The following is a 20,470-nucleotide window of genomic DNA, read 5'->3' on the forward strand; positions in this document are numbered from 1 at the left end:
TAGAGACTTCTGATTTCTTGACGAGACCAGGTTTCTATTGGCTTTCAAACTCTTTAATTGTCTTGGTTCAGGCGCGAGTCGGTTCGTTGCCTTTCCTCACCGCGCTTTACTACTTTAACTAACCCACTAGGGTTTGTCAAGCGTTTTTGGAAAAATTTTTAAACTTTTTTTGAAAAACCTCTGGAAGCCTTTCACGGGGGGAGTTTTAGGCGAGAATAAATAATGAACTTGCTTGCAGAGGAAAGCGAACCGTGAATTTTCAGTCAGTGATTGCCACGTTAAATCAGTTTTGGGCCGATCGCGGTTGTCTGATTGCCCAGCCCTACGATATTGAAAAAGGCGCAGGCACCATGAATCCCCATACCTTCTTACGGGCGATCGGTCCCGAGCCTTGGTCTGTGGCTTATGTCGAACCTTGCCGTCGTCCCACCGATGGCCGCTATGGCGAGAACCCCAACCGCTACCAACACTATTATCAGTATCAAGTCATCATCAAACCCTCCCCAGACAATATCCAGGATCTATATCTGGATTCTCTGCGGGCTTTAGGGATCCGTCCGGAAGACCGGGATATTCGGTTTGTGGAGGATAACTGGGAGTCTCCAACCCTAGGGGCCTGGGGTGTCGGCTGGGAAGTTTGGCTCGATGGCATGGAGATTACTCAATTTACCTACTTCCAACAATGTGGAGGCATCGATTGCCGTCCCGTCTCCATTGAGATTACTTATGGACTGGAACGCTTAACGATGTATCTCCAGGAAAAGGATGCCTTTACTAAGATTAACTGGACCGATGAGGTGACTTATGGAGATGTTCACCTCCAGGGAGAGGTGGAACAGTGCATCTATAACTTCGAGGCTTCTAATCCAGATTTACTGTTCAAGCTCTTTGCACTTTATGAAGAAGAGGCAGAACAACTAACGGCGCGAGGATTGGTGGCCCCTACCCTGGATTATGTCCTGAAGTGTTCTCATACCTTTAATCTATTAGATGCCAGAGGCGTCATTTCTGTGACGGAGCGGACTCGTTATATTGGGCGGATCCGCAATTTGGCGCGACGGGTGGCTCATCTGTATCTGGAGCAACGGGAGAAACTCGGGTTCCCGCTTCTGAAAGGTGACGCCTCGGATAAAGCCTCGGCTGCTTAAGTGGGTTTAACCCGTGATCTGGAACTAAAGAGTCAAGAATAGGAGAAGGAATGATGGATCTCAGCGAAGTCCTTGAACCGATCGCCAGTCAGTTTCGCAGTTTGGGAATGCCTGAGCCGATTGTCCATTGGGGACATCCCCTCATGATGGGGATTGTGATATTTGTACTGGGCAGTTATGTCGGTTGGTCCGGATGGCAGGGACGAGTGGCAGCGGATAAGGACGCCGCAATTAAGGGCCGCAGCGACCACCGCAAACTTGCCCCTTGGATGTTTCTATTTATGGCACTGGGTTATACCGGAGGGGTTTTATCTCTGGTGATGCAACGACAGCCGATTTTAGAAAGCCCTCATTTCTGGACGGGTTCTATATTATTGGTGTTGTTAGCTCTCAATGGTGCGATGTCTTTGGGATTTCAAGGCGATCGCCTCACCCTCCGGGCCGCTCATGCCTATTTAGGAACCGTGGCCCTAGGGCTAATGTTAGTTCATGCTCTGCTGGGATTAAAATTGGGTCTATCTATATAGAAGAAGAGGGAAGCGCAACCTGATGACTTCTGCCCCTTTAGTCGTTCTGTGTTTAGCCTACATTTTAGGATTGCTCTGCACCGCTTTTACCTGGGGAGGAGTGGTGGTCCTGACTTTAACGGGAGCGATCGCCGCTGTACTCTTGCTAAAAGTGCCATTTCCCAGACGCATTGAAGTCCTAAAAGCCGGGTTACAACCGAGAATTTGGCTAATTGCAGGAGCAATCGGGTTTCTGGCAACCCTCTATTTACCCCTGCGGGAGCCACAAATTGGCGTGAATGATATCAGCCGGTTTGTGGCTCCCGCAGATGCCCCCAGTCAGCAGCAACTGGTGAACGTCTTCGGCAAAGTCACCAGTGAACCCCGATTAACCCGCAGCAACCGCATTCAATTCTGGTTTGAGCCGAACCAAGTGATTGAAATTGTCGGGACTTCTGGAAGTGGGGGAAGCGATACGGCAAAAACCCAAACCGTTACCGGCAAGCTCTATGTCACGGTTCCCTTACTTCAAGGGACTGGCTTATATCCGGGTCAACGGGTGGAGGTAACGGGTCGATTGTATTTGCCTCAACCGGCAGCGAATCCGGGAGGGTTTGACTTTCAGGCTTATTTGGCTAGAGAAGGGACTTTTGCCGGGTTAGCAGGACGGCAGGTGAATTTTTTGCCGAGCGATCGCCCCCAGAATTGGGGAATGTGGCAACTGCGACGGCGGATTCTGCGTGCTCAAGTCCGGGGATTGGGAGTACCAGAAGGTCCGTTGCTCAGTGCAATGGTGTTAGGCAGACGCGCCGTTGATCTGGGTCATGACATTCGCGAACGATTTATACAGGTGGGTTTAGCCCATGTTCTAGCTGCTTCCGGGTTTCATGTGGCGGTCATTTTAGGATTAGTGCGGGCCGTCACCCGCCGGTTTTCTGAGAAAGCCCAATTTGGATATGGCGCAGCAGTTTTAATCATCTATGTGTTCGTAACTGGGGGTTCACCATCGGTTTTACGAGCCGCATTAATGGGTTGTGCGGCGTTACTGGCTCCCTTAATGCAGCGTCAGGTCAATGCTTTGGGGTCTCTGCTATTGGCAGCGACCTTTTTGCTGATTTGGAATCCCCTGTGGATTTGGGATTTAGGATTTCAAATGAGTTTTTTGGCGACTCTGGGATTGTTGGTATCCACTCCCCCCGTTTTGAAGCGGTTGGATTGGTTACCGCCCACGATCGCCTCTTTGATTGCGGTGCCGATCGCTGTATCGGTGTGGGTGCTACCCCTGCAACTTTATAATTTTGGGGTGTTAGCTCCTTATAGTATTGGATTAAATATTGTGCTGTCGTTACCTTTGGCGGGGATTACTCTGGGGGGATTTATCAGTGCGATCGCTGCTGCAATCTGGCCTCTAGCTGGAACAGCGATCGCCTGGTTACTGTATTATCCCCTCAAATTCACCATCGCCATTGTGGAATTTGTCAGCCAATTACCCGGGAATTCCATTGCCACAGGAACCCTTTCAATTGTGCAGTTGGTGATTCTCTATGGAATTGTGGTGTCGGTGTGGCTGATTCCGTGGTTACATCAAAAACGGCGATGGCTGTTGGGGTTGCTATTTGCGGTAGGTTTGGTGGTGGTTCCGGTGTTTTATGCCCGAACTACGGTATTTCAGATTACGGCCCTAGCAACTCGGGGCGATCCGGTGTTGGTGGTGCAAGATCGCGGGAAAGCGATTGTGATTAATAGTGGGGATGACGCGACGGCACGATATTCGGTGTTGCCGTTTCTGCGTCAGCAGGGGGTGAATCAGATTGATTGGGCGATCGCCACCACGCCAGTGAATTACCGGAGTGGGTGGTATCAGGTTTTGGATAGTTTGCGAGTGCGGCTGTTTTCTTCCCCGCAAATTGGCCCTAATGAGACCAGCGATCGTCCTTTGCTGGCCAATTTAAGCGATCGCAAAGGGTCTTATCATCCGTTACCCATCGGGCAAACCTTGGCAGTGGGGAAAACAGCGGTTCAGGTGGTGAGTCTGAGGCCCCCGGTGGTGCAGTTCCAGATTCAGAATCAGATGTGGTTTTTACTGGGGGACCTGAATCCATCGGAGCAAAGCCATTTAGCCACGGCGGGTTCGTTGTTGGCAACAGAGAATGATGAGTCACCTTTAAGGGTGTTGTGGTGGTCCGGGGAACAATTGGCTCCTTATTTAATAGAGGCGCTGGAACCGTCTGTGGCGATCGCCTCGAATGATGAGATCGACCCGGAGACAGAACGATTGCTGCGGCGACGGAATATTCAAATTTACGCGATCGGTCGCGAGGGGGCAATTCAGTGGAACGCCCGGGATGGCTTTGGATCAACCTTAGATCCTCGGGACAATGAAAATCTTTTCCTTTAGGGCTTCCCAAACCGGGTGCGATAGGGTAATATGAGCAATTGGAGAGGTGGCAGAGCGGTTGAATGCGGCAGACTCGAAATCTGTTATGGTGTCACAGCCATCGGGGGTTCGAATCCCCCCCTCTCCGTTTCTAAATCTTGTTGGTTATTGCAGGTTGATCAAGCCTGATTTTTCGGTCAGCCCAGGTTAACAAAATTTAATGGCAGATAAGCGCTTAATCTGGTAAGGACATTTTTGGGAGTGCGTTGGCGGAGCCTGTGCGGAACGCACTTACATCTTGCTCGCTCTGGATAATAGCGAGCAAGATGCTCGCACTCCTGATAGCCTTTGATAGCTTTTGTACCATGAGAAGCCGGGAACCGCTATAAAGGTTTCGTGCTAATGATGCCTGTGCCTACAGATAAACGCAGCATCCTTAAGGGAGTATCGCCCTTGATGCAATGTTCGAGATTCGCCGAGTCTAAATTTGCTGACGTGAGATTGACACCCCGGAGATTCGCCTGATAGAGATTCGCTGCACTGAAATTTGCCCAGGTTAATACTAAATCCGGAGTTCAAAAGTCGTCTTTACTCTTTAGCCCGCGCCCGCTGGCTTTGTCCGTATAGCCCTTGACGCTGTGGGTTTTTGCTAGTCACGTTGGCGCGCTCATTGTCTTTGAATAAATGCAACCCGCCTGGTAAAAGTAGGCGGGTAGGGTGACGATCGCACTTAATCAGTGGGGATGATCAGCATCATATTATTGCTGAGAATTTCGAGAGCGATCGCACTTTCTCCGAGTTCTTGACCCATGCGATAGGAACCCCGCAGCATCGCGCCGAGGTTGTGTTGCAACACTTCCGCAGTCATGAAGGATTTGACCAAAACAATGGGTTCTCCAACCCAAGTTTTAGTCACCGGATTCCACCAATTCCCATGAGAAAAAGTCGCATTGTTGCCCCCAGCGGGTCGTGTTAATTCCTTGATCAAGGGTTTTGCTTGATCATATTTGTGAGCGGGCAGATGCCACCGAACCGCGTAGGGCAAGGTTTCCACCCGGATTTGAGAAGAGGCGATCGCATTTTGCACCATCGGATATAAGCCGTTTTGGGCGGTGATGACATTGGGAATGACATTGGGTAAAATGTTAGCAATAGGTTCCATGATTTTGCCTTGAGTTCGATAGTTGTGGCTGGGGTTGAGAGTGCAACCTAACCTTCAAGAGGTGGCAATTCACATCCCATACATCACTAACGGTCAAACCGTGATTTTTTATGCGAGGGCTCATACCCCATCCGATTGTTAAAAGTCCATTTCCTGGATCAGCCCGCGCAGGCGGGCTTTGTCCGTATAGCCCCAGGCTTGAGCCTGCGGGTTTTTATAGACTAAAGCGTTACAGTCAGGGCGGTAGCAATTAGTCTTCCAGTTGCCGCAAAGACTCAAACAACCGCCGCAAAATCGATCGCAATTCTTGGCGGGACTCATCTTCGGCATCTTCTCGAACTGCCAATTCTCGCCCCGAATCCGCCACCGATTGGGCGATTAACGCTTCCAGTTCCTGGGCGGCAGACTCCACTTGCAGAGGTTCGAGGGTTTCTAATAATAAAGCTTTTTCCAATTGGGCGACAACCGCTTGGCGTTGTTCCTCAAAGCATTCACTCCAACCTGACCAATAGGATTCTAATTCAGAAAATCGGGATGCGTCTGCCAGAGGTGCAGCGAGTTCCAATAAATCCAACAGCCGATCGCATTCTAACAAGTCTTGGCGATCGATACTCAATTCTGGATATTCGGTTTCTAGGGCGGGAGTAAATCCGATGATTTTTCCCCAAGTCTTTTCGGCATTCATTTCTACCGCAATATAGGCGATGCGATCGCCCATTACCGCCTGTTCAGGAATCTCCAAACTTTCCGCATCCGCAGCGAGGGGGATACATTCTACAATTCCCAAACTGCGGCTATCTTCAAAGATTTCTAAATCCGCCAAATCCGTTAAAACCTGGGCGGCGACATTCCAGGCGCTACTGGTGCGAAAATCAGATTGATAATCGAACCGTTGCAGATAGCGATGCACCACCCAAACCGCCATCGCTCTTTCCGCAATCCCTTGGAATTGGGAGGGTTCCAGGGTCGCCGCCAGCCTTTGTAAATGGAGATTGATTTGGGGTGGAATCGGAATTAGTTGACCGAATAATTCTTGAGTGTTCATGGTTTTAATATCTGGTTCTAGTTAACAAATTTGGTCAGGGAAAATATCCATTTCTAAATCCAGTTCCCGAGACAGGCGATCGCCCATTTTTCTCAACAGGGGACTGATGGTGCGACTCCAAGCCGCGTTGACGACTCCCGGCGGGATATTAAAATGTTCGGCAACTAATTTGAGCGTGTATTTTTCGCCCCGAGAGACGCGATCGTAAATCACCAGCAAAGCATCTTGAACGGTAATCGGAGGCGGTGGATTTTGGCGGACAAAAGAACCGCTTAACTCCCCTGTGGGGTCATTTTCAATTTCTCGGCGAATCCGTTCTAACCGGGGAATATCTACAGGGGGCGGAGGTTCATCATCAATATTGTAAGGTTTTTCTGGATCGGGTCTTTTGGGGTTATTATCGATTAATTGACGCTCTCGGTTGAGTCGGTCTTGATATTCCCCTTTGCAGCGGGTATTCCACAGCGTTATGGGACTGGCAGCCTTTTCAATATCGGGGTCGTAAACTTCCCCACCCCGGACATTTCCATGAATTTTGCGTTCTATATAATCCCAAGCCACCGCTGCTGCTTCAATATACAGTAAATCATCGCGATATTGGGGCGGTTCTCCCTTCCAAAAACAGCGTTCTGGTGCCGCCATCATCATTCGCATTCCCTCCCGTCGCAGGCGTTTGCGTTCTTTAGCAGATTTGGCTTTGAGCGCCTGACGAAAAATGTTTTTTAACTGCTCATGGGGACATTTAGAATCTTCTGTCACCGCTACATTCCTCAACTCGCTAGACCTAATCAGATTATCCCACATTTCCCGGGGGGCGATCGCCTTTTTTGCACAGTTCTTAATCGGCGGTCGGGAGTTCCCAGGGCTTGACTTTTTTCTGAGCTTGACATACCATAGTAACATGGGAAAATGTGCAGTCCTATAATATCTCGATTAATCCCCAAAATCATGGTGTTTCTTTTGAAGAATCTGAATCAGTTTTAATCGCAGATAAACTCATGGAACCAGAATACCCACTTTTGCAAATGAAAAGGAGACCGAATCCTTTTGCCAAACCTTTAAAAAAAGAAGTCACAATTTCTCTGGGAATTGATGTAATCGAATATTTTGAGAAGATGGCGCAAGAAGAAGGCTTGTCTTATCAGGAAGTCATTAATCTTTACCTACAAGATTGCGTCACTACCGCACGAAGGGAAATGTAGAGGCGATTCGCGAATCGCCCCTACAGATTTAGGGTTCTTTGGGTATTCCAACAAATAAATCATCCATATCCGATGCGATCGCACCTAACAAGACACTCTTAGCCCGCGTAGGCGGGCTTCTGCTGAGCTTGTCGAAGTGCGTGTAGCCCCAGGCTTCAGCCTGTGGGGTTTTTGGCGGTTTTATTTGTTGGAGTTCCCTTTGTGACTGGGTTGCAGCCCCATCATCAGGAAATCTTCACCCCAATCCGTAACATCCCAACGCCCCCCAATGTACCGGATGCTCAAACGGACAACCTTTGTCGTTGGCATACTGTTTAATCAGTCGTTTCGCATCGTAGACGCGGGTGGAGGTCAAGGGACGATTAAGGAGTCGATTCTTCTCAGCGTTCAAATGCTCTTCCACGGGCTCTTTATACTGCTGCTTAAACTCCGCCCCTGTCATTTGGCGCATTTTTTGTTGTGCGGTTTGCAAAGCGCGAACCCGGTTGAACCCTTGTTTCCGTTGTTCGTGATAGAGAATCGATAACAGCGCCGCTGAACAGTCGTAAATTGACCACTGACTGGCGATTACACCCCGCGCCCCGGCACAGAGAAATCCGGTACTCAAGGCGACGGGTTCATCAATGGCACTATCCGGCAGAAATAGCCCCGTTTCGCAACAGGAGAGGAACACTTCCTCTAATTGCGGGAAACGCCAACCGGGAGAAAACAGTTGGCTGACGCTGATGGTGCCGTCGCTGAGGTATAATCCCGACTCCTGAGAATTGTCAAAGCGACTTTGGGCATGGTGACTGCTTACCAGGCAGTTGATGTTTTCCAGTAATTTCCGGTAGTTTTGGCGGGTAGCTGCGGCACCGATGAGGCGGCGTTGGGGGTCAATTTTGAACAGTTCCGCGACTTTTAACCCCTCGAAACCGCTGAATGGCAGGTCATCGTTGGCGTTTTCTGCGGTGCCATAATCGGTACTGGAGACCTGACTCCGATGGTGACAGAAGCCGAGAACTTGCAGACTGGGGGCGTATCGGATCAGGAATTTGTCGCCGAGATAACCCTCACCCCCGGCCCCTTTCCCAGTGGGCGAAGAGAGATGGATGGGTAACGCCACGAAGGGGATTTGATGTAGAAAGAGATGGGGAACGATTACTAATTCCTCCATGTCTTGCAGGTGTTCGGTGATCAGGCGGTTGAGTTCCAGGCGGTGGGCAATTTCCGCCAGGGTGTCCGGCATTTGTTTCCGCCACTGGGTTTTGTCGCTGAGATAGGGCATCGCCCAAGTTTCTCCTAACCACCGTTGTAGGGTTTTTTTGCCCTGTCCTTTGCAGGTGAAACGACGGGGTTGGGACTCTCCCGAACGCAGGATGAAAATATGGGTATCGTCGTCGGTGGTATAAAAGTTGAGAATTGCGGTTTTTTCCGATAGCAGGGGTTGAAAGTCCGAGAGTTTCGGGGGTTGAACTTGCCGCAGTTTGGCAACCACTTCATCAACGCTGGAAAGTTGGTCGAGGATGCCTTGTTTTTGGCGTTCGATTTCGGCAATTTCAGCGGAGACGGTGGTGGCGGCGCGGAGTTGGCGGGTTTTGAGTCCGTCTTCTTTCGTTTCCCCGGAGTCGTCTTTAAATTCGTTGCGTTTTTGGGCGATTTGGTCATCGAGGCGATCGAGTTGTTGTAGCCACTGCTGCACCTGGGGGGGAATATTGCCGTCAGCGTAGAGGTCAGCGGTTGCCATCAAGTCTACCAGGCGTTTCGCCCTCACCCGTTCGACAATTTCCAGGGCGGTGGGGATGTCGTCGAGGTTGATGGCGGCTTGGATGGCATTTTCATAAACATAAATCGACTCCCGGACAATCTGCTGGCGACGGTCTTCACTCAAGGCAAAACGGCGAGATTGTTCAATGGCTTCAATGGCAGTCTGATACTGCTTTAAGGCTTGTTGCCAATGCCCTTGATTAAATTCCAAGTTAGCCCAATTGCGAGCGGTTTGTAGACAATCTAAGGGGGCGGTGTCGGGCTTCCTGACGGTGAGGGCATTTTCGTAGCATTGAATCGCCCGTTGCAGGTTGGCGGCGCGATCGCCTGTGGGCAGGTCAGAGTAGGCATTCCCCAGGTTGTTTTGGGTCGTCGCCCAATCTAAGGGGGCGGTGTCTGTTTTCCAGACGGTGAAGGCATTTTCGTAGCATTGAATCGCCCGTTGCAGGTTAGCGGCGAGATCGCCCGTGGGGAGGTCAGAGTAGGCAGTCCCCAGGTTGTTTTGGGTCGTCGCCCAATCTAAGGGGGCGGTGTCCGGCTTCCTGACGGTGAGGGCATTTTCGTAGCATTGAATCGCCCGTTGCAGGTTAGCGGCGAGATCGCCGGTGGGCAGGTTAGAGTAGGCAGCACCCAGGTTGTTTTGGGTCATCGCCCAATCTGAGGGGGTGGTCTCGGGCTTCCACACCTTGAGGGCATCTTCGTAGTATTGAATCGCCCGTTGCAGGTTGGCGGCGCGATCGCCCGTGGACAGGTATAAGTAGGCAGAACCCAGGTTGTTTTGGGTCATCGCCCAATCTGAGGGGGCGGTGTCCGGCTTCCACACCTTGAGGGCGCTTTGGTAGCATTTGATAGCCTGTTGCAGGTTAACGGCGCGATCGCCCGTGGGCAGGTATAAGTAGGCATTACCCAGGTTGTTTTGGGTCATCGCCCAATAATCTGAGGGGGCGGTGTCCGGCTTCCTGACGGTGAGGACGCTTTGGTAGCATTTGATAGCCTGTTGCAGGTTGACGGCGCGATCGCCCGTGGGCAGGCATAAGTAGGCATTACCCAGGTTGTTTTGGGTCCTCGCCCAATCTAAGGGGGCGGTGTCCGGCTTCCAGACGGTGAGGGCGCTTTGGTAGCAGTCGATAGCCTGTTGCAGGTTGGCGGCGAGATCGCCCGTGGGCAGGTCAGAGTAGGCAGTCCCCAGGTTGTTTTGGGTCATCGCCCATTCTAAGGGGGCAGTGTCGGGCTTCCAGACGGTGAGGGCGCTTTGGTAGCAGTCGATAGCCTGTTGCAGGTTGGAGGCGAGATCGCCCGTGGGGAGGTTTTTGTAGGCATTCCCCAGGTTGTTTTGGGTCATCGCCCAATCTAGGGGGGCGGTGTCGGACTTCCAGACCTTGAGGGCGCTTTGGTAGCAATCGATGGCTTGTTGCAGGTTAGCGGCGAGATCGCCCGTGGGCAGGTCAGAGTAGGCAGTCCCCAGGTTGTTTTGGGTCATCGCCCATTCTAAGGGGGCAGTGTCGGGCTTCCTGATGGTGAGGGCGCTTTGGTAGCAGTTGATGGCCTGTTGCAGGTTAGCGGCGAGATCGCCCGTGGGGAGGTTTTTGTAGGCATTCCCCAGGTTGTTTTGGATCATCGCCCAATCTAGGGGGGCAGTGTCGGACTTGCAGACCTTGAGGGCGCTTTGGTAGCAGTCGATAGCTTGTTGCAGATTGTCGGCGCGATCGCCCGTGGGGAGGGATAAGTAGGCAGAACCCAGGTTGTTTTGGGTCATCGCCCAATCTAGGGGGGCGGTGTCGGACTTCCAGACCTTGAGGGCGCTTTGGTAGCAATCGATGGCCTGTTGCAGGTTAGCGGCGCGATCGCCCGTGGGGAGGTTTTTGTAGGCATTCCCCAGGTTGTTTTGGGTCATCGCCCATTCTAAGGGGGCAGTGTCGGGCTTCCTTATGGTGAGGGTCCTTTCGTAGCAGTCGATGGCCTGTTGCAGGTTGGCGGCGCGATCGCCCGTGGGCAGGTTAGAGTAGGCTAAACCCAGGTTGTTTTGGGTTTGCGCCCACTTGTCCGGGAGGCGTTCTGGGGGTCGTGCGTCCAGTACCAACCAGTAGAGTTGAATGGCAATAGCTACATTCTGTTCTCGGCGACCTCGGGGATAGCTATCAAGACGAATAGCGATGTTTTCAATCAGTGCCACGACGGCTGCTTCTAACTCCTGATTTCCTGTGGTGCGGAATTTTTGAAGAAAGGTTCTAGCTGCATCAGGTAATTGAGGGTCAAGTCTGCGACCCCGTTGATCCAATTCCTGATAAACCGCTTCAGCACATCCCTTGATTTCGGCTTGCAGCAAGGCTTCAAATAATGCTGTTCTCTCCGGGCTATCTTTCCCCATCTCCAATATTCGCCGCAGTTGTTCTCGTCCCTGTTGGGCAATTTGCAGGGTTCCCTCCAGTGTCTGCCAAAACTGCTTTTCGGTCAGTTCGCCATCTTCTAACGGTAAATCCGCCTGCAACCGCACTTCCCCATCATCCGGGTCTCGTTGCCACCTTGCCAGTTTATATTGCCAACCCAGATGCAGCAAGGTTTGCAAAGCCGCCTCATAGTGGGGATGGTCGGTACTAATCGTCAACAATTGGGGCAGAAATATCTTGACAAATTCCCCGTTTTCTGATGCTTCTACAACTACGGTTAAACCCTCCACCTCCAAAATCAGGTATTGCTGTTCCCAGTCCGGTTGATAGTGCCAGTTCCGATCATCTAAAAAGCCACAAATTTGTTCAAATAATGGTTTCATTATGTCCTCGTTTTTTGGATTGAAATTCTAAGAAACAGATGCACAGAGGACAGTCCCGAGGGGAAACTGGCTGTGCTGGCGATGGATTCAAAGGGTTATCCAACCGAATCCCCCTCACCTTGTAACTGTTGGAGTTGCGCCTGAAGTTCTGCCAACCCCTCATCGGACAACATCTCCCGCAACGCCGCCATCATTTGGGCGGGGGTGGTCTTTCCTCCAGGGTCATTTCCCGTCGCCAACACCCCCTGCAACCGTTCCACACCGTCATTGGTGAATTGAATTAACCCCGACAGCAGGCGGTTAAACTGTTTTTCTGTCAGAGTTGCATCTGCCAAGGCTATTCCGGTACTGGTTCGCACTTCTCCATCCCTGGGGTCATATTCCCACCGCAACAGTTGCACCTCCCAGGCGATGGCTAACAGGGTCTGAAACGCCACTCCTTTATATATATGGTCTTTGAGTTCCAATAGCTGCGGCGCAACCAGGGCCAAATATTCCCCGTCTTCTTGCACCTGAATCACAATCGTAAAATTCTCGACCTGTTCGGACTCGACTGCGGTAATGATGCGATTTCGGTCCGTGTCGCTGCGGTAGTGCCATCCGCGATTGTCCAGAAAACCCGCCACCTCTGCTAAGGTTGTCGCCATATTCCCAACTCCTCGGAGATTTGTTCTCCCGAATTTGCCTACACTGTTATATCGATTCTGGCACTGTTTTTTATGCAGGGTGGGGTGGGGGTCTGTCGGTGGCAGGGGGAAGAAATTGGCAAAAACCCCCGCAGGCTAAAGCCTGGGGCTATACGGACGAAGCCCGCCTGCGCGGGCTAAGAAAGGGCTATACGGATGAAGCCCGTGGTTCGACGGTGTTCACCAGAGCCCTGCGCGGCGTCAGAAAGAAAAGGACTTTTCAAAACCGGATTGGGTATGATTTCACGTAGGGGCGCAATGCTTGCGCCCCTACTATAAAATACAACTGGACAGGGCTAGTCCTGTTTCACTTACATCGCATCAGGGTCAATGCCTAATTCCCGCATTTGTTCCGCAAGGCGGTGGGCGCGTTCTTCGGCTTGTTGGGCGCGTTGAGCTTCTTGCTGGGCGCGTTCTTCGGCTTGTTGGGCCCGTTGAGCTTCTTCAAGATAAGTCGAGAATTTTCGACCATCGGGACGATAGATTTCTAACCCGGACTCGGGCATTTCAAATCTCACGCCTAACCGGGGAGAAACCCAGCCATTGATGGTTTCAATGCGGGTGAGTTGATTCTCCGTGCGAATCCAACCTAGGAAGTCAATTTTATCCGGGTCATAGAGATAGTATTCTTCGACGCCATAGCGTTGATAAAATTCCAGTTTTTTTATCATTTCTATCACGGTATTTCCGGGAGACAAGACTTCAAAGACGACTTGGGGAGGGATGTTGTCTTCTTTCCATTGCAGATAAGACCCGCGATCGCCTTTGGGGCGTCCAAAAGCGACCATCACATCTGGGGCGACTCGCAGTTTATTGTTGCCTTCGACGGGATACCAAAGTAGGTCTCCGGCCACAAATACGTTGGGGTCTTCTTCAAACAGGGAGTCAATTCCTCCTTGAATGGTGACAATCCAACGAAATTGTTTGGTGTTATCTGCCATCGGTTGACCGTCGCTTTCGGGGTAGATGATTGAGGATTTTGGAGTGGTTGTTGTTTCTGTAACCATTGTGGCCTCCGTTCGGTGTTTTGTCTCGAATTAGATATCGACAATCAATCAGGATAACTGGGTATTCTAGGTGGATTCATTTTATCCCAAACTATCTCGGGTGGGGATGAGTTTTAAGACTTGAATCAATACACCCAGGAAAACTAGGAGAAGAACCTTTTATTTTCTGGGTGTATTGGTGGGTCAAGGAGATTACATCGCATCAGGGTCAAGGCCTAATTCCCGAAGTTTTTCCGCGAGGCGGTTAGCACGTTCTTCGGCTTGTTGGCGTTCGGTGTCTAATTCAATATAAGTGGAGAATTTTCGACCATCGGGACGGTAGAGTTCTAACCCTTCTTCGGACAGTTCAAATCGCACGCCTAACCGGGGAGAAACCCAGCCATTGATGGTTTCAATGCTGGTGAGTTGATTCTCGGTGCGAATCCAACCTACCAAGTCAATTTTATCCGGGTCATAGAGATAGTATTCTTCGACGCCATAGCGTTGATAAAATTCCAGTTTTTTCGCCATTTCGGTTAAGGTATTCCCGGGGTATAAGACCTCAAAGACGACTTGGGGAGGGATGTTGTCTTCTTTCCATTGCAGATAAGACCCGCGCTTTCCTTTGGGGCGTCCAAAGGCGACCATCACATCGGGGGCGACTCGTAGTTTATTGTTGCCTTCGACGGGATACCAGAGTAAGTCTCCGGCGACAAATACGTTGGGGTCTTCTTTAAACAGGGAGTCAATTCCTCCTTGAATGGTGACAATCCATTGGAATTGTTCGGTGTTATCTGCCATCGGTTGACCGTCGCTTTCGGGGTAGATGATTGAGGATTTGGGAGTGGTTGTCGTTTCTGTAACCATTGTGACCTCCTTTGGGTATTTGAGTTGTAATTAGATACTAAAATTAGGGAAATTTGCGTTTTTTTGAGGGGAGTCTATGATAAAATGATTATAGCAACATTATTGAAGTGTCGGCCTTGGAGATGGATATCAGGGGATAGGGATTCTCTGATGTTCTTGAAGTGTTACAGGTGCTTAATCTGCTGATTTTTTGGGACAGGGTTCAAGCGATGTCACGAGGATGAGAGTTGGTTGGGGGTGGGGTTGGAGTGGGGATTGAGATGTGGAGAATTTTTCTGTCCCCTTTGTGTTTTATAATGAAGGGTTATGCAATAATCGCTTTGGTTGATTGGGTTGATGGGGTTTGAGTTGGGGGGGTGACCGATCGCCTCTACGATTCGCTGAATTTTGGGGCATCCCCTTGAGAATTGGGCAAAAAGTGATGGGGATCACGGGTAAGGCGGATGGGGATCACTTCCCTCTGTGGCGTTTTCAGGGATGATTTTAATGGAAGACAGAGAATAAATTCTCTCGATTCTACCCGATGAGTTCCCTAGAACGCAATGGGTTTTCACTCAAAAAGATTGTTTTTTTTGGATGCTCTGTAGGCAGGAGGCAGTCGCCGGTTTCATTTTCCTGAAGTCAAGGGTGCAAGCCCATTCTGTTGACCTAGGTTAAAGGCTAAACAGCGATTTTCAAATTTTCTGGCTCAGGTTCACCCTAATTCTTCAAATTTTTTCTTGTTTTTTACTTCCTGTTTTTTGTCGTTTCATCATTTAACCGAGAGGGTTTAAAATGCAAACACTTCAAGCGATCCGATGCCCCAATTGTGGAAGTCTGGCGGAACGGTATTACTTTTCAAAACGTGATTTCAGTCAGACCCAATGTCCGAGTTGTGACTATTTGATGGTGAGTTGTGTAACAACGGGTCGCGTCGTGGAAGCTTATGCTCCGGGTCTCTCGATTCGTCGGTCCCATTAATTTAGAAAATCCAATCGGTTTATTCTCTCTTCCTTACTAACATTCTTGCTGCTTTATTCGGGCGATCGCATTCCAAAACGCGATCGCCCCTTTTTTAGGCTTTGGATGCCCTCAATTGCCCGCAAGCTGCATCGGCTTCTAATCCCCGGGAATACCGGACGCTGACTGCAATATGTCGCTTTTCTAACGCTTCTACAAACGCTTGCACGCGCTGGCGATCGGGTCGTTTAAAGTCTACTTCCTCAATCGGGTTATAGGGTATCAAGTTCACATGACTTTGAAACCCGCGCAATAAACTGGCGAGTTCTTCGGCATTTTCAGGGCGATCGTTAAATTCGGCGAGTAAGATATATTCAAACGTCACTCGGCGTCCGGAAATTTTCACATACTCCCGACAATCGGCGATGATTCTTTCGATGGGATATCCTCCCGCATTGGGAATCAGTTTTTCCCGCAGTTTCTGATTAGAAGCATGGAGACTGACGGCGAGGGTAAATTGACCGCGATGTTTGGCGAGTTGGGGGATGCGATCGCGGATGCCGACGGTGGAAATCGTGATACAGCGTTGACCAATTCCGATATCTTCATTGAGCGATCGCACTGCCGCTAACACATTCTCGGTATTGAGTAACGGTTCTCCCATTCCCATAAACACAATGTGACTCACCCGGCGTCCAAAGTCTTCCTGCACCGTTAAAACTTGATCCACAATTTCATGAGTCGCCAAATTGCGGGTAAATCCGCCTTTTCCCGTGGCACAAAAGTCACAACCCATTGGACATCCCACTTGAGAAGAAACGCAAACGGTGAGGCGTTTTTCGGTGGGAATTCCTACAGATTCAATGATTTGACCATCGCTTAATTTCAGTAAATATTTAATAGTGCCATCAGATGCAATGGATTTGTGAGAAATGGTCGAGCGCCCCAGGGGATAGTCGGCAATTTGTTCGCGCCACTGTTTGGAAAATACCGTAATGTCAGACAGCGATCGCGCGCCTTTGTCGTAAATCCAGTTATGCAGTTGTTTTCCCCGATAGGCGGGTTGTTGTTGCTGTTGCACCCATTCGGTTAATTCCGGTAACGAGAGTCCCAATAGAGGTTTTTTCTCCGGGGAAGATTTTCCAGGTTTCCCTTGTTCCACTGTTGCTGTGGCGGGTTGTTCAGCGGTAGGTTGAGGGTTAGTCGTCATGATAGATACAACTCTAAGGGTAGGGGGTCTAGGCGATCGGGATTTGTGGGTAATACAGTTGCAGAACAATTGAGGGCGGTTTCTAGGATACAGAAAGCACCCGGGATGGTCAGTTCCGTTAACCCTGAGATCTTGCACCAGTGGCAACAACCGGCGGGGGTTAAAACGATTGGCGGCCTAATACCTAAAGTCGTCTAAAGACGACTGCAAGTCTTATCCCGTGGTATTTTCAGTCGGTTTCAACCGACTTGATTCTGTTAGGCGGGGGATTTATCCCCCGCCGGTTGTTGAGAATGGTGCAAGATGTCAGTTAACCCCTACTTTAGTTTAGCAACTCTGGGGAGGGGAAATCGCCGCCACAATTTATCCCAGCTAGAGGGTCCAGACTGGATGAATATTGTCCTATCTATCTAATCCAGTCCCAATGCCATAGCTGGTATTGTTACTTGGATCGGGAAAGGGAAGTAACTTGCGTTCTTTCTCTACTTTTTCAGAATTCCTACCCAGGAGAAAATAAGTTTTCATCTCTCCTTTTCCTTTAATCATAATAGAACCACGTTCTTCAAATTGATAGTATTTAGCTAACAATTGATAAGTGTCTTCGCTGACTTGAATCGAACCGGGTAAACCGTGAGATTCCATCCGGCTGGCAATATTAACCGCATCCCCCCAAAGGTCATAGATAAATTTTTTCTGCCCGATGACTCCGGCGACAACGCCTCCGGTGTTAATGCCAATTCTAATATTAATATTTTCCTGATGATTGAGATTAAATTGGACGATCGCCTGCTGCATATCCAAAGCCATTTCTGCGACATCTTTGGCACAATCGGCTTTGGGTTCAGGTAGTCCACCCACAAGCATATAAGCATCGCCAATGGTTTTAATTTTTTCTAACCCATGTAGATCGGCGAGGCGGTCAAATTCAGAAAAAATTTCGTTGAGGAGGGTCACCAGTTCCCGGGGAGAAATGCGGGAGGAGAGATTGGTAAAGCCGACAATATCGGCAAATAAGACGGTGACATCGGTAAATTGGTCGGCAATGGTGGTGGTTTCTTCTTTGAGGCGATCGGCGATGGTTTTGGGTAATATATTCAGGAGGAGACTTTCGGATTTGGCTTGTTCGATTTCTAATTGCTTTAAGGCATAGATAAATTCTTGGGCGATCGCACTGGCAAAAACTAGGGCTAACAATAACGCAGCTACCAGCAATCCCGTCGCCGCCCGACTGGTTTGGTTAATGCGATCTTCCCCCCGCTTAACTTCTTGGCGGGCGATTTCCAGCAGTTGAGCCGAGAGTTCATTGGCTTGGCGATCAAACTGAGAAATTTGCTCTCGAATTTCCAGATCTAAGCGGATAATTTTTTTTGCCAGATCTTGATAATCATTGAGGGCATTGATGGCGCTCACTTGTCGTTCTAAACTTAAGTTAGGAGACTGCTTAATGGCGGTCTGTAATTCATCAATGGCTTGATACAGGGCAGTGCGTTCGGGATTTTGGCGATCGTTTAGATAGTCTTCTTCCCGAAATTGGAGTTGCATATATAGCTCTATCAACTTCGGATCATCAGCAAGTAGGAGAATATCCCCCAATCGTTGGGAATTTTGCTGTAACTGAGCCAGGATGCCTGTTTTGTCCATCCCTAACTCCCCCACCAGTCCTACGGCTTCTCGAAAACTACTAGCGTACTGTTGCACCATTTCTTCATAAGAAACGACCGCTGGATTGCTCTGACGTAAGGTGGCACTGACTTGATCCGTGGAGAGTAACGATTGCAGAAGATCGCTAATCAAGAGCACCATGTCAATCTGTTCGCTGTAGGCTTTACCATATTCCTCCCGGGCATCTAAAAACCCGGTTTTTGACCACTGTTCAAAAAAGTCGCGTTCTAGGCGACGGGCTTTTTCTAAAGCATCATTCATTTCAAACACCAATCGTTGCAGTTTAATGCTACTAACAATTGTTGCTTGAGTTTCGCTTCGCACAAAGTTTAGAGACAGCCATCCGGTGGTGGCGACACCGCCTAAAATTAACATGAGGCCAATAAAAGCCGAGCTAAATTTGGCGGTGATATTTAAACTCCGCCAGGATTGATTTAATCCTTGCCATTTCTTCATAATATTTCCTGAAATTCAGGCTCAACACAAAGATATTTTTGAGTTCTTAGTAGATGCACCCCATGAGTTTCCGGAGCGTCTGACGGAAGATAGATGCACCGTTTTCTGATGAAGAAACGGCAAAGATTGTCAGCCAAACCGCTTAATTTTCGCAGTCGCCCCCGGATCCGTATTGCCAAGCTTGAATCCAGCGATGGCAATAATATTGTTGGGCGGGGGGTAAGCGATTAACCCAGGTTTCACACCGTTGTCCGATCGGGGACAAGGCACTATAAATGCCGAGGTTAAGGTAATGCTGCATCCAGTCTACCAAAGCCGGGAGTCCGACTTGGGGAATGACTCGAAAAACGGAATGGGTTTGGGCGATCGCTGTTTTAAATAAGGTTTGGGAAAGTCCCCCAAATTGGATCACATCTTGTAAAAAGGGTTTCAGGACTGGATCTCCTAACTGTTCCATACAAGTGAAAACACCGGAGAGGAGTTCATTAATTTGATTGGGTGCGAGTTGTTGTTCTATCCCAACACTCATCGCCCGTTGAAACAACCAAGTGACCGAAATATTGGGCTGATAGGGTTGTAATCGGGCTAAGGCATTATGGGAGAGCATCTCTCGTTCTAATGCCTCATTAATGCCTTGAGTGAGGCGATTGAGATGGCGCAGCATGGCTCCAAATCCCCCGAAACTGAGGGGAGATTGGATGCCGCTACTATCCCCAACCGCCAGAATCCGGTCCCAGGGCGATCGCACTGGACTGTCTCGATAGGCGGGAAAAAACCCAAACAGCGCCCGCACAAATTGTAACTGGGCTAAGTCCACATTTTGATATTCAGGTAACAACTTTAAGTAATCTTCAAATAATTCCGTTAAACTCAGGCGACTCGGATGGGTATCTAAATAAGTGAATAAATAAGTGGTTCGCCCATCTCTTGCTGGAAAAGCTTCCCAAAAATACTGACATTGCTTTTGAATTGGGGTAAATGATGTGATTAAATCTCCGGTTTCGTTCTGAGGAAATCCTTTCGCACAACTGCCGACAACTAGACAGACACTATCGGGCTTTTGTCCTTGACGAATTTGGCGGACAATGGGGGAAAAATGTCCCATTACATCGAGGAGTAAACGGGCTGTAAAAGATTGTCCGTTGCTGCTTTTGACGATGATGCCATTGGGGTGAACGCTGGCACTTTCAAAGGGGGTTTTTTCAAAAATTTGACCCCCAGCTTGTAAAAAGCGGGCTTTGAGGGTATCGAGGAGATACACCGGATCGACGCCGATGTTAAGAACGTCGCGGACCCAGAATTCGGGACCGCCATTAAATTGAATGCGGGCGGGGTTGTATTGGGTGGCGATCGCCTGTTCTAACTCGGCTTCTGAAAGTAAATCCAGTTCTAAAAATACCGTTAATTCTTCTCGGGAAATGTTCCATTCTTGATCGCGACCCCGCAAGATACCGCGCTCAATTAAAGCGACCCGCCAGCCTTTTATCGCTAAAGCCGCCCCGATAAAAATTCCTAACGTGCCACCACAGACTAAAATATCCCAGTCCAAGTGGTTGAGAGGTTGTGACTGTTCGCTAATCACCGAGGGAATCACTTGGGGATTTTTTTTAAGGGATTGCCAAAGGCGATCGCTGCGATGGAGTCCTGTGAGAGCATCACCGGGTAGTTGAGAGAGTATGCGTTCAGTCAGGGTCATGGTTTAAACTCA

At 49.6% G+C, this 20,470-nt stretch carries 15 protein-coding genes, 1 tRNA gene and 1 pseudogene; 6 read left to right on the top strand and 11 right to left on the bottom strand.

The window, feature by feature from the left end:
- Positions 1-251: 251 nt before the first annotated feature.
- From glyQ to NG795_RS16570, 4 genes are all read left to right on the top strand, one after another.
- Positions 252-1,148: a glycine--tRNA ligase subunit alpha gene (gene glyQ, locus NG795_RS16555; RefSeq protein WP_367289756.1), complete on the top strand. Its 897-nt coding sequence runs from the start codon at positions 252-254 to the stop codon at positions 1,146-1,148.
- 53 nt (positions 1,149-1,201) lie between these two features.
- Positions 1,202-1,675 (top strand): DUF4079 domain-containing protein, encoded by a 474-nt coding sequence (locus NG795_RS16560; RefSeq protein ID WP_436836059.1) that lies wholly within the window; start codon positions 1,202-1,204, stop codon positions 1,673-1,675.
- Between the two features lie 22 nt (positions 1,676-1,697).
- A complete protein-coding gene (locus tag NG795_RS16565) occupies positions 1,698-4,052 on the top strand; it encodes a ComEC/Rec2 family competence protein (protein WP_367289758.1) in 2,355 nt (784 codons plus the stop codon).
- Between the two features lie 40 nt (positions 4,053-4,092).
- Positions 4,093-4,179, top strand: a tRNA-Ser gene (locus tag NG795_RS16570).
- A gap of 235 nt (positions 4,180-4,414) precedes the next feature.
- Here NG795_RS16570 and NG795_RS16575 read toward each other — a convergent pair.
- From NG795_RS16575 to NG795_RS16590, 4 genes and pseudogenes are all read right to left on the bottom strand, one after another.
- Positions 4,415-4,579: pseudogene (locus tag NG795_RS16575) on the bottom strand (pentapeptide repeat-containing protein); the annotation flags it as partial.
- A gap of 182 nt (positions 4,580-4,761) precedes the next feature.
- Entirely contained in the window at positions 4,762-5,193 is a 432-nt protein-coding gene (locus NG795_RS16580; RefSeq protein WP_367289759.1) for a hypothetical protein, read from the bottom strand.
- Positions 5,194-5,443: 250 nt separating this feature from the next.
- The gene (locus NG795_RS16585; protein ID WP_367289760.1) at positions 5,444-6,238 is read right to left on the bottom strand and encodes a DUF1822 family protein; all 795 of its coding nucleotides are present in this window, start codon (positions 6,236-6,238) and stop codon (positions 5,444-5,446) included.
- A 21-nt stretch (positions 6,239-6,259) separates the two neighbouring features.
- Positions 6,260-6,997 (bottom strand): hypothetical protein, encoded by a 738-nt coding sequence (locus NG795_RS16590; RefSeq protein ID WP_367289761.1) that lies wholly within the window; start codon positions 6,995-6,997, stop codon positions 6,260-6,262.
- 152 nt (positions 6,998-7,149) lie between these two features.
- Between NG795_RS16590 and NG795_RS16595 the strand changes: the two genes are divergently transcribed.
- Positions 7,150-7,440 carry an antitoxin gene (locus NG795_RS16595; protein WP_367289762.1) on the top strand — a complete coding sequence of 97 codons (291 nt, stop codon included), beginning with the start codon at positions 7,150-7,152 and terminating at the stop codon, positions 7,438-7,440.
- A 235-nt stretch (positions 7,441-7,675) separates the two neighbouring features.
- On the opposite strand, the gene NG795_RS16600 is transcribed toward NG795_RS16595, so the two are convergent.
- The 4 genes from NG795_RS16600 to NG795_RS16615 form a co-directional block, all read right to left on the bottom strand.
- Entirely contained in the window at positions 7,676-11,956 is a 4,281-nt protein-coding gene (locus NG795_RS16600; protein WP_367289763.1) for a CHAT domain-containing protein, read from the bottom strand.
- Positions 11,957-12,051: 95 nt separating this feature from the next.
- Positions 12,052-12,603: a type III secretion system chaperone family protein gene (locus NG795_RS16605; protein ID WP_367289764.1), complete on the bottom strand. Its 552-nt coding sequence runs from the start codon at positions 12,601-12,603 to the stop codon at positions 12,052-12,054.
- A gap of 350 nt (positions 12,604-12,953) precedes the next feature.
- Positions 12,954-13,649: a Uma2 family endonuclease gene (locus tag NG795_RS16610; protein WP_367289765.1), complete on the bottom strand. Its 696-nt coding sequence runs from the start codon at positions 13,647-13,649 to the stop codon at positions 12,954-12,956.
- 192 nt (positions 13,650-13,841) lie between these two features.
- On the bottom strand, positions 13,842-14,495 hold the full coding sequence (locus tag NG795_RS16615) for a Uma2 family endonuclease (protein WP_367289766.1): 654 nt from the start codon (positions 14,493-14,495) through the stop codon (positions 13,842-13,844).
- Positions 14,496-15,269: 774 nt separating this feature from the next.
- Between NG795_RS16615 and NG795_RS16620 the strand changes: the two genes are divergently transcribed.
- Complete coding sequence (locus NG795_RS16620; protein ID WP_367289767.1) at positions 15,270-15,455, top strand: replication restart DNA helicase PriA; 186 nt, start codon at positions 15,270-15,272, stop codon at positions 15,453-15,455.
- Positions 15,456-15,549: 94 nt separating this feature from the next.
- On the opposite strand, the gene rlmN is transcribed toward NG795_RS16620, so the two are convergent.
- The 3 genes from rlmN to NG795_RS16635 form a co-directional block, all read right to left on the bottom strand.
- Positions 15,550-16,644, bottom strand: a complete 1,095-nt coding sequence (rlmN, locus tag NG795_RS16625; protein WP_367289768.1) for a dual-specificity RNA methyltransferase RlmN — start codon at positions 16,642-16,644, stop codon at positions 15,550-15,552.
- Between the two features lie 402 nt (positions 16,645-17,046).
- A complete protein-coding gene (locus tag NG795_RS16630) occupies positions 17,047-18,762 on the bottom strand; it encodes an adenylate/guanylate cyclase domain-containing protein (protein WP_367289769.1) in 1,716 nt (571 codons plus the stop codon).
- Positions 18,763-18,904: 142 nt separating this feature from the next.
- Positions 18,905-20,458 carry an FAD-dependent oxidoreductase gene (locus NG795_RS16635; RefSeq protein WP_367289770.1) on the bottom strand — a complete coding sequence of 518 codons (1,554 nt, stop codon included), beginning with the start codon at positions 20,456-20,458 and terminating at the stop codon, positions 18,905-18,907.
- Between the last annotated feature and the right edge of the window lie 12 nt (positions 20,459-20,470).

Source organism: Laspinema palackyanum D2c (genome assembly GCF_025370875.1).
Classification (GTDB): Bacteria; Cyanobacteriota; Cyanobacteriia; order Cyanobacteriales; family Laspinemataceae; genus Laspinema; species Laspinema palackyanum.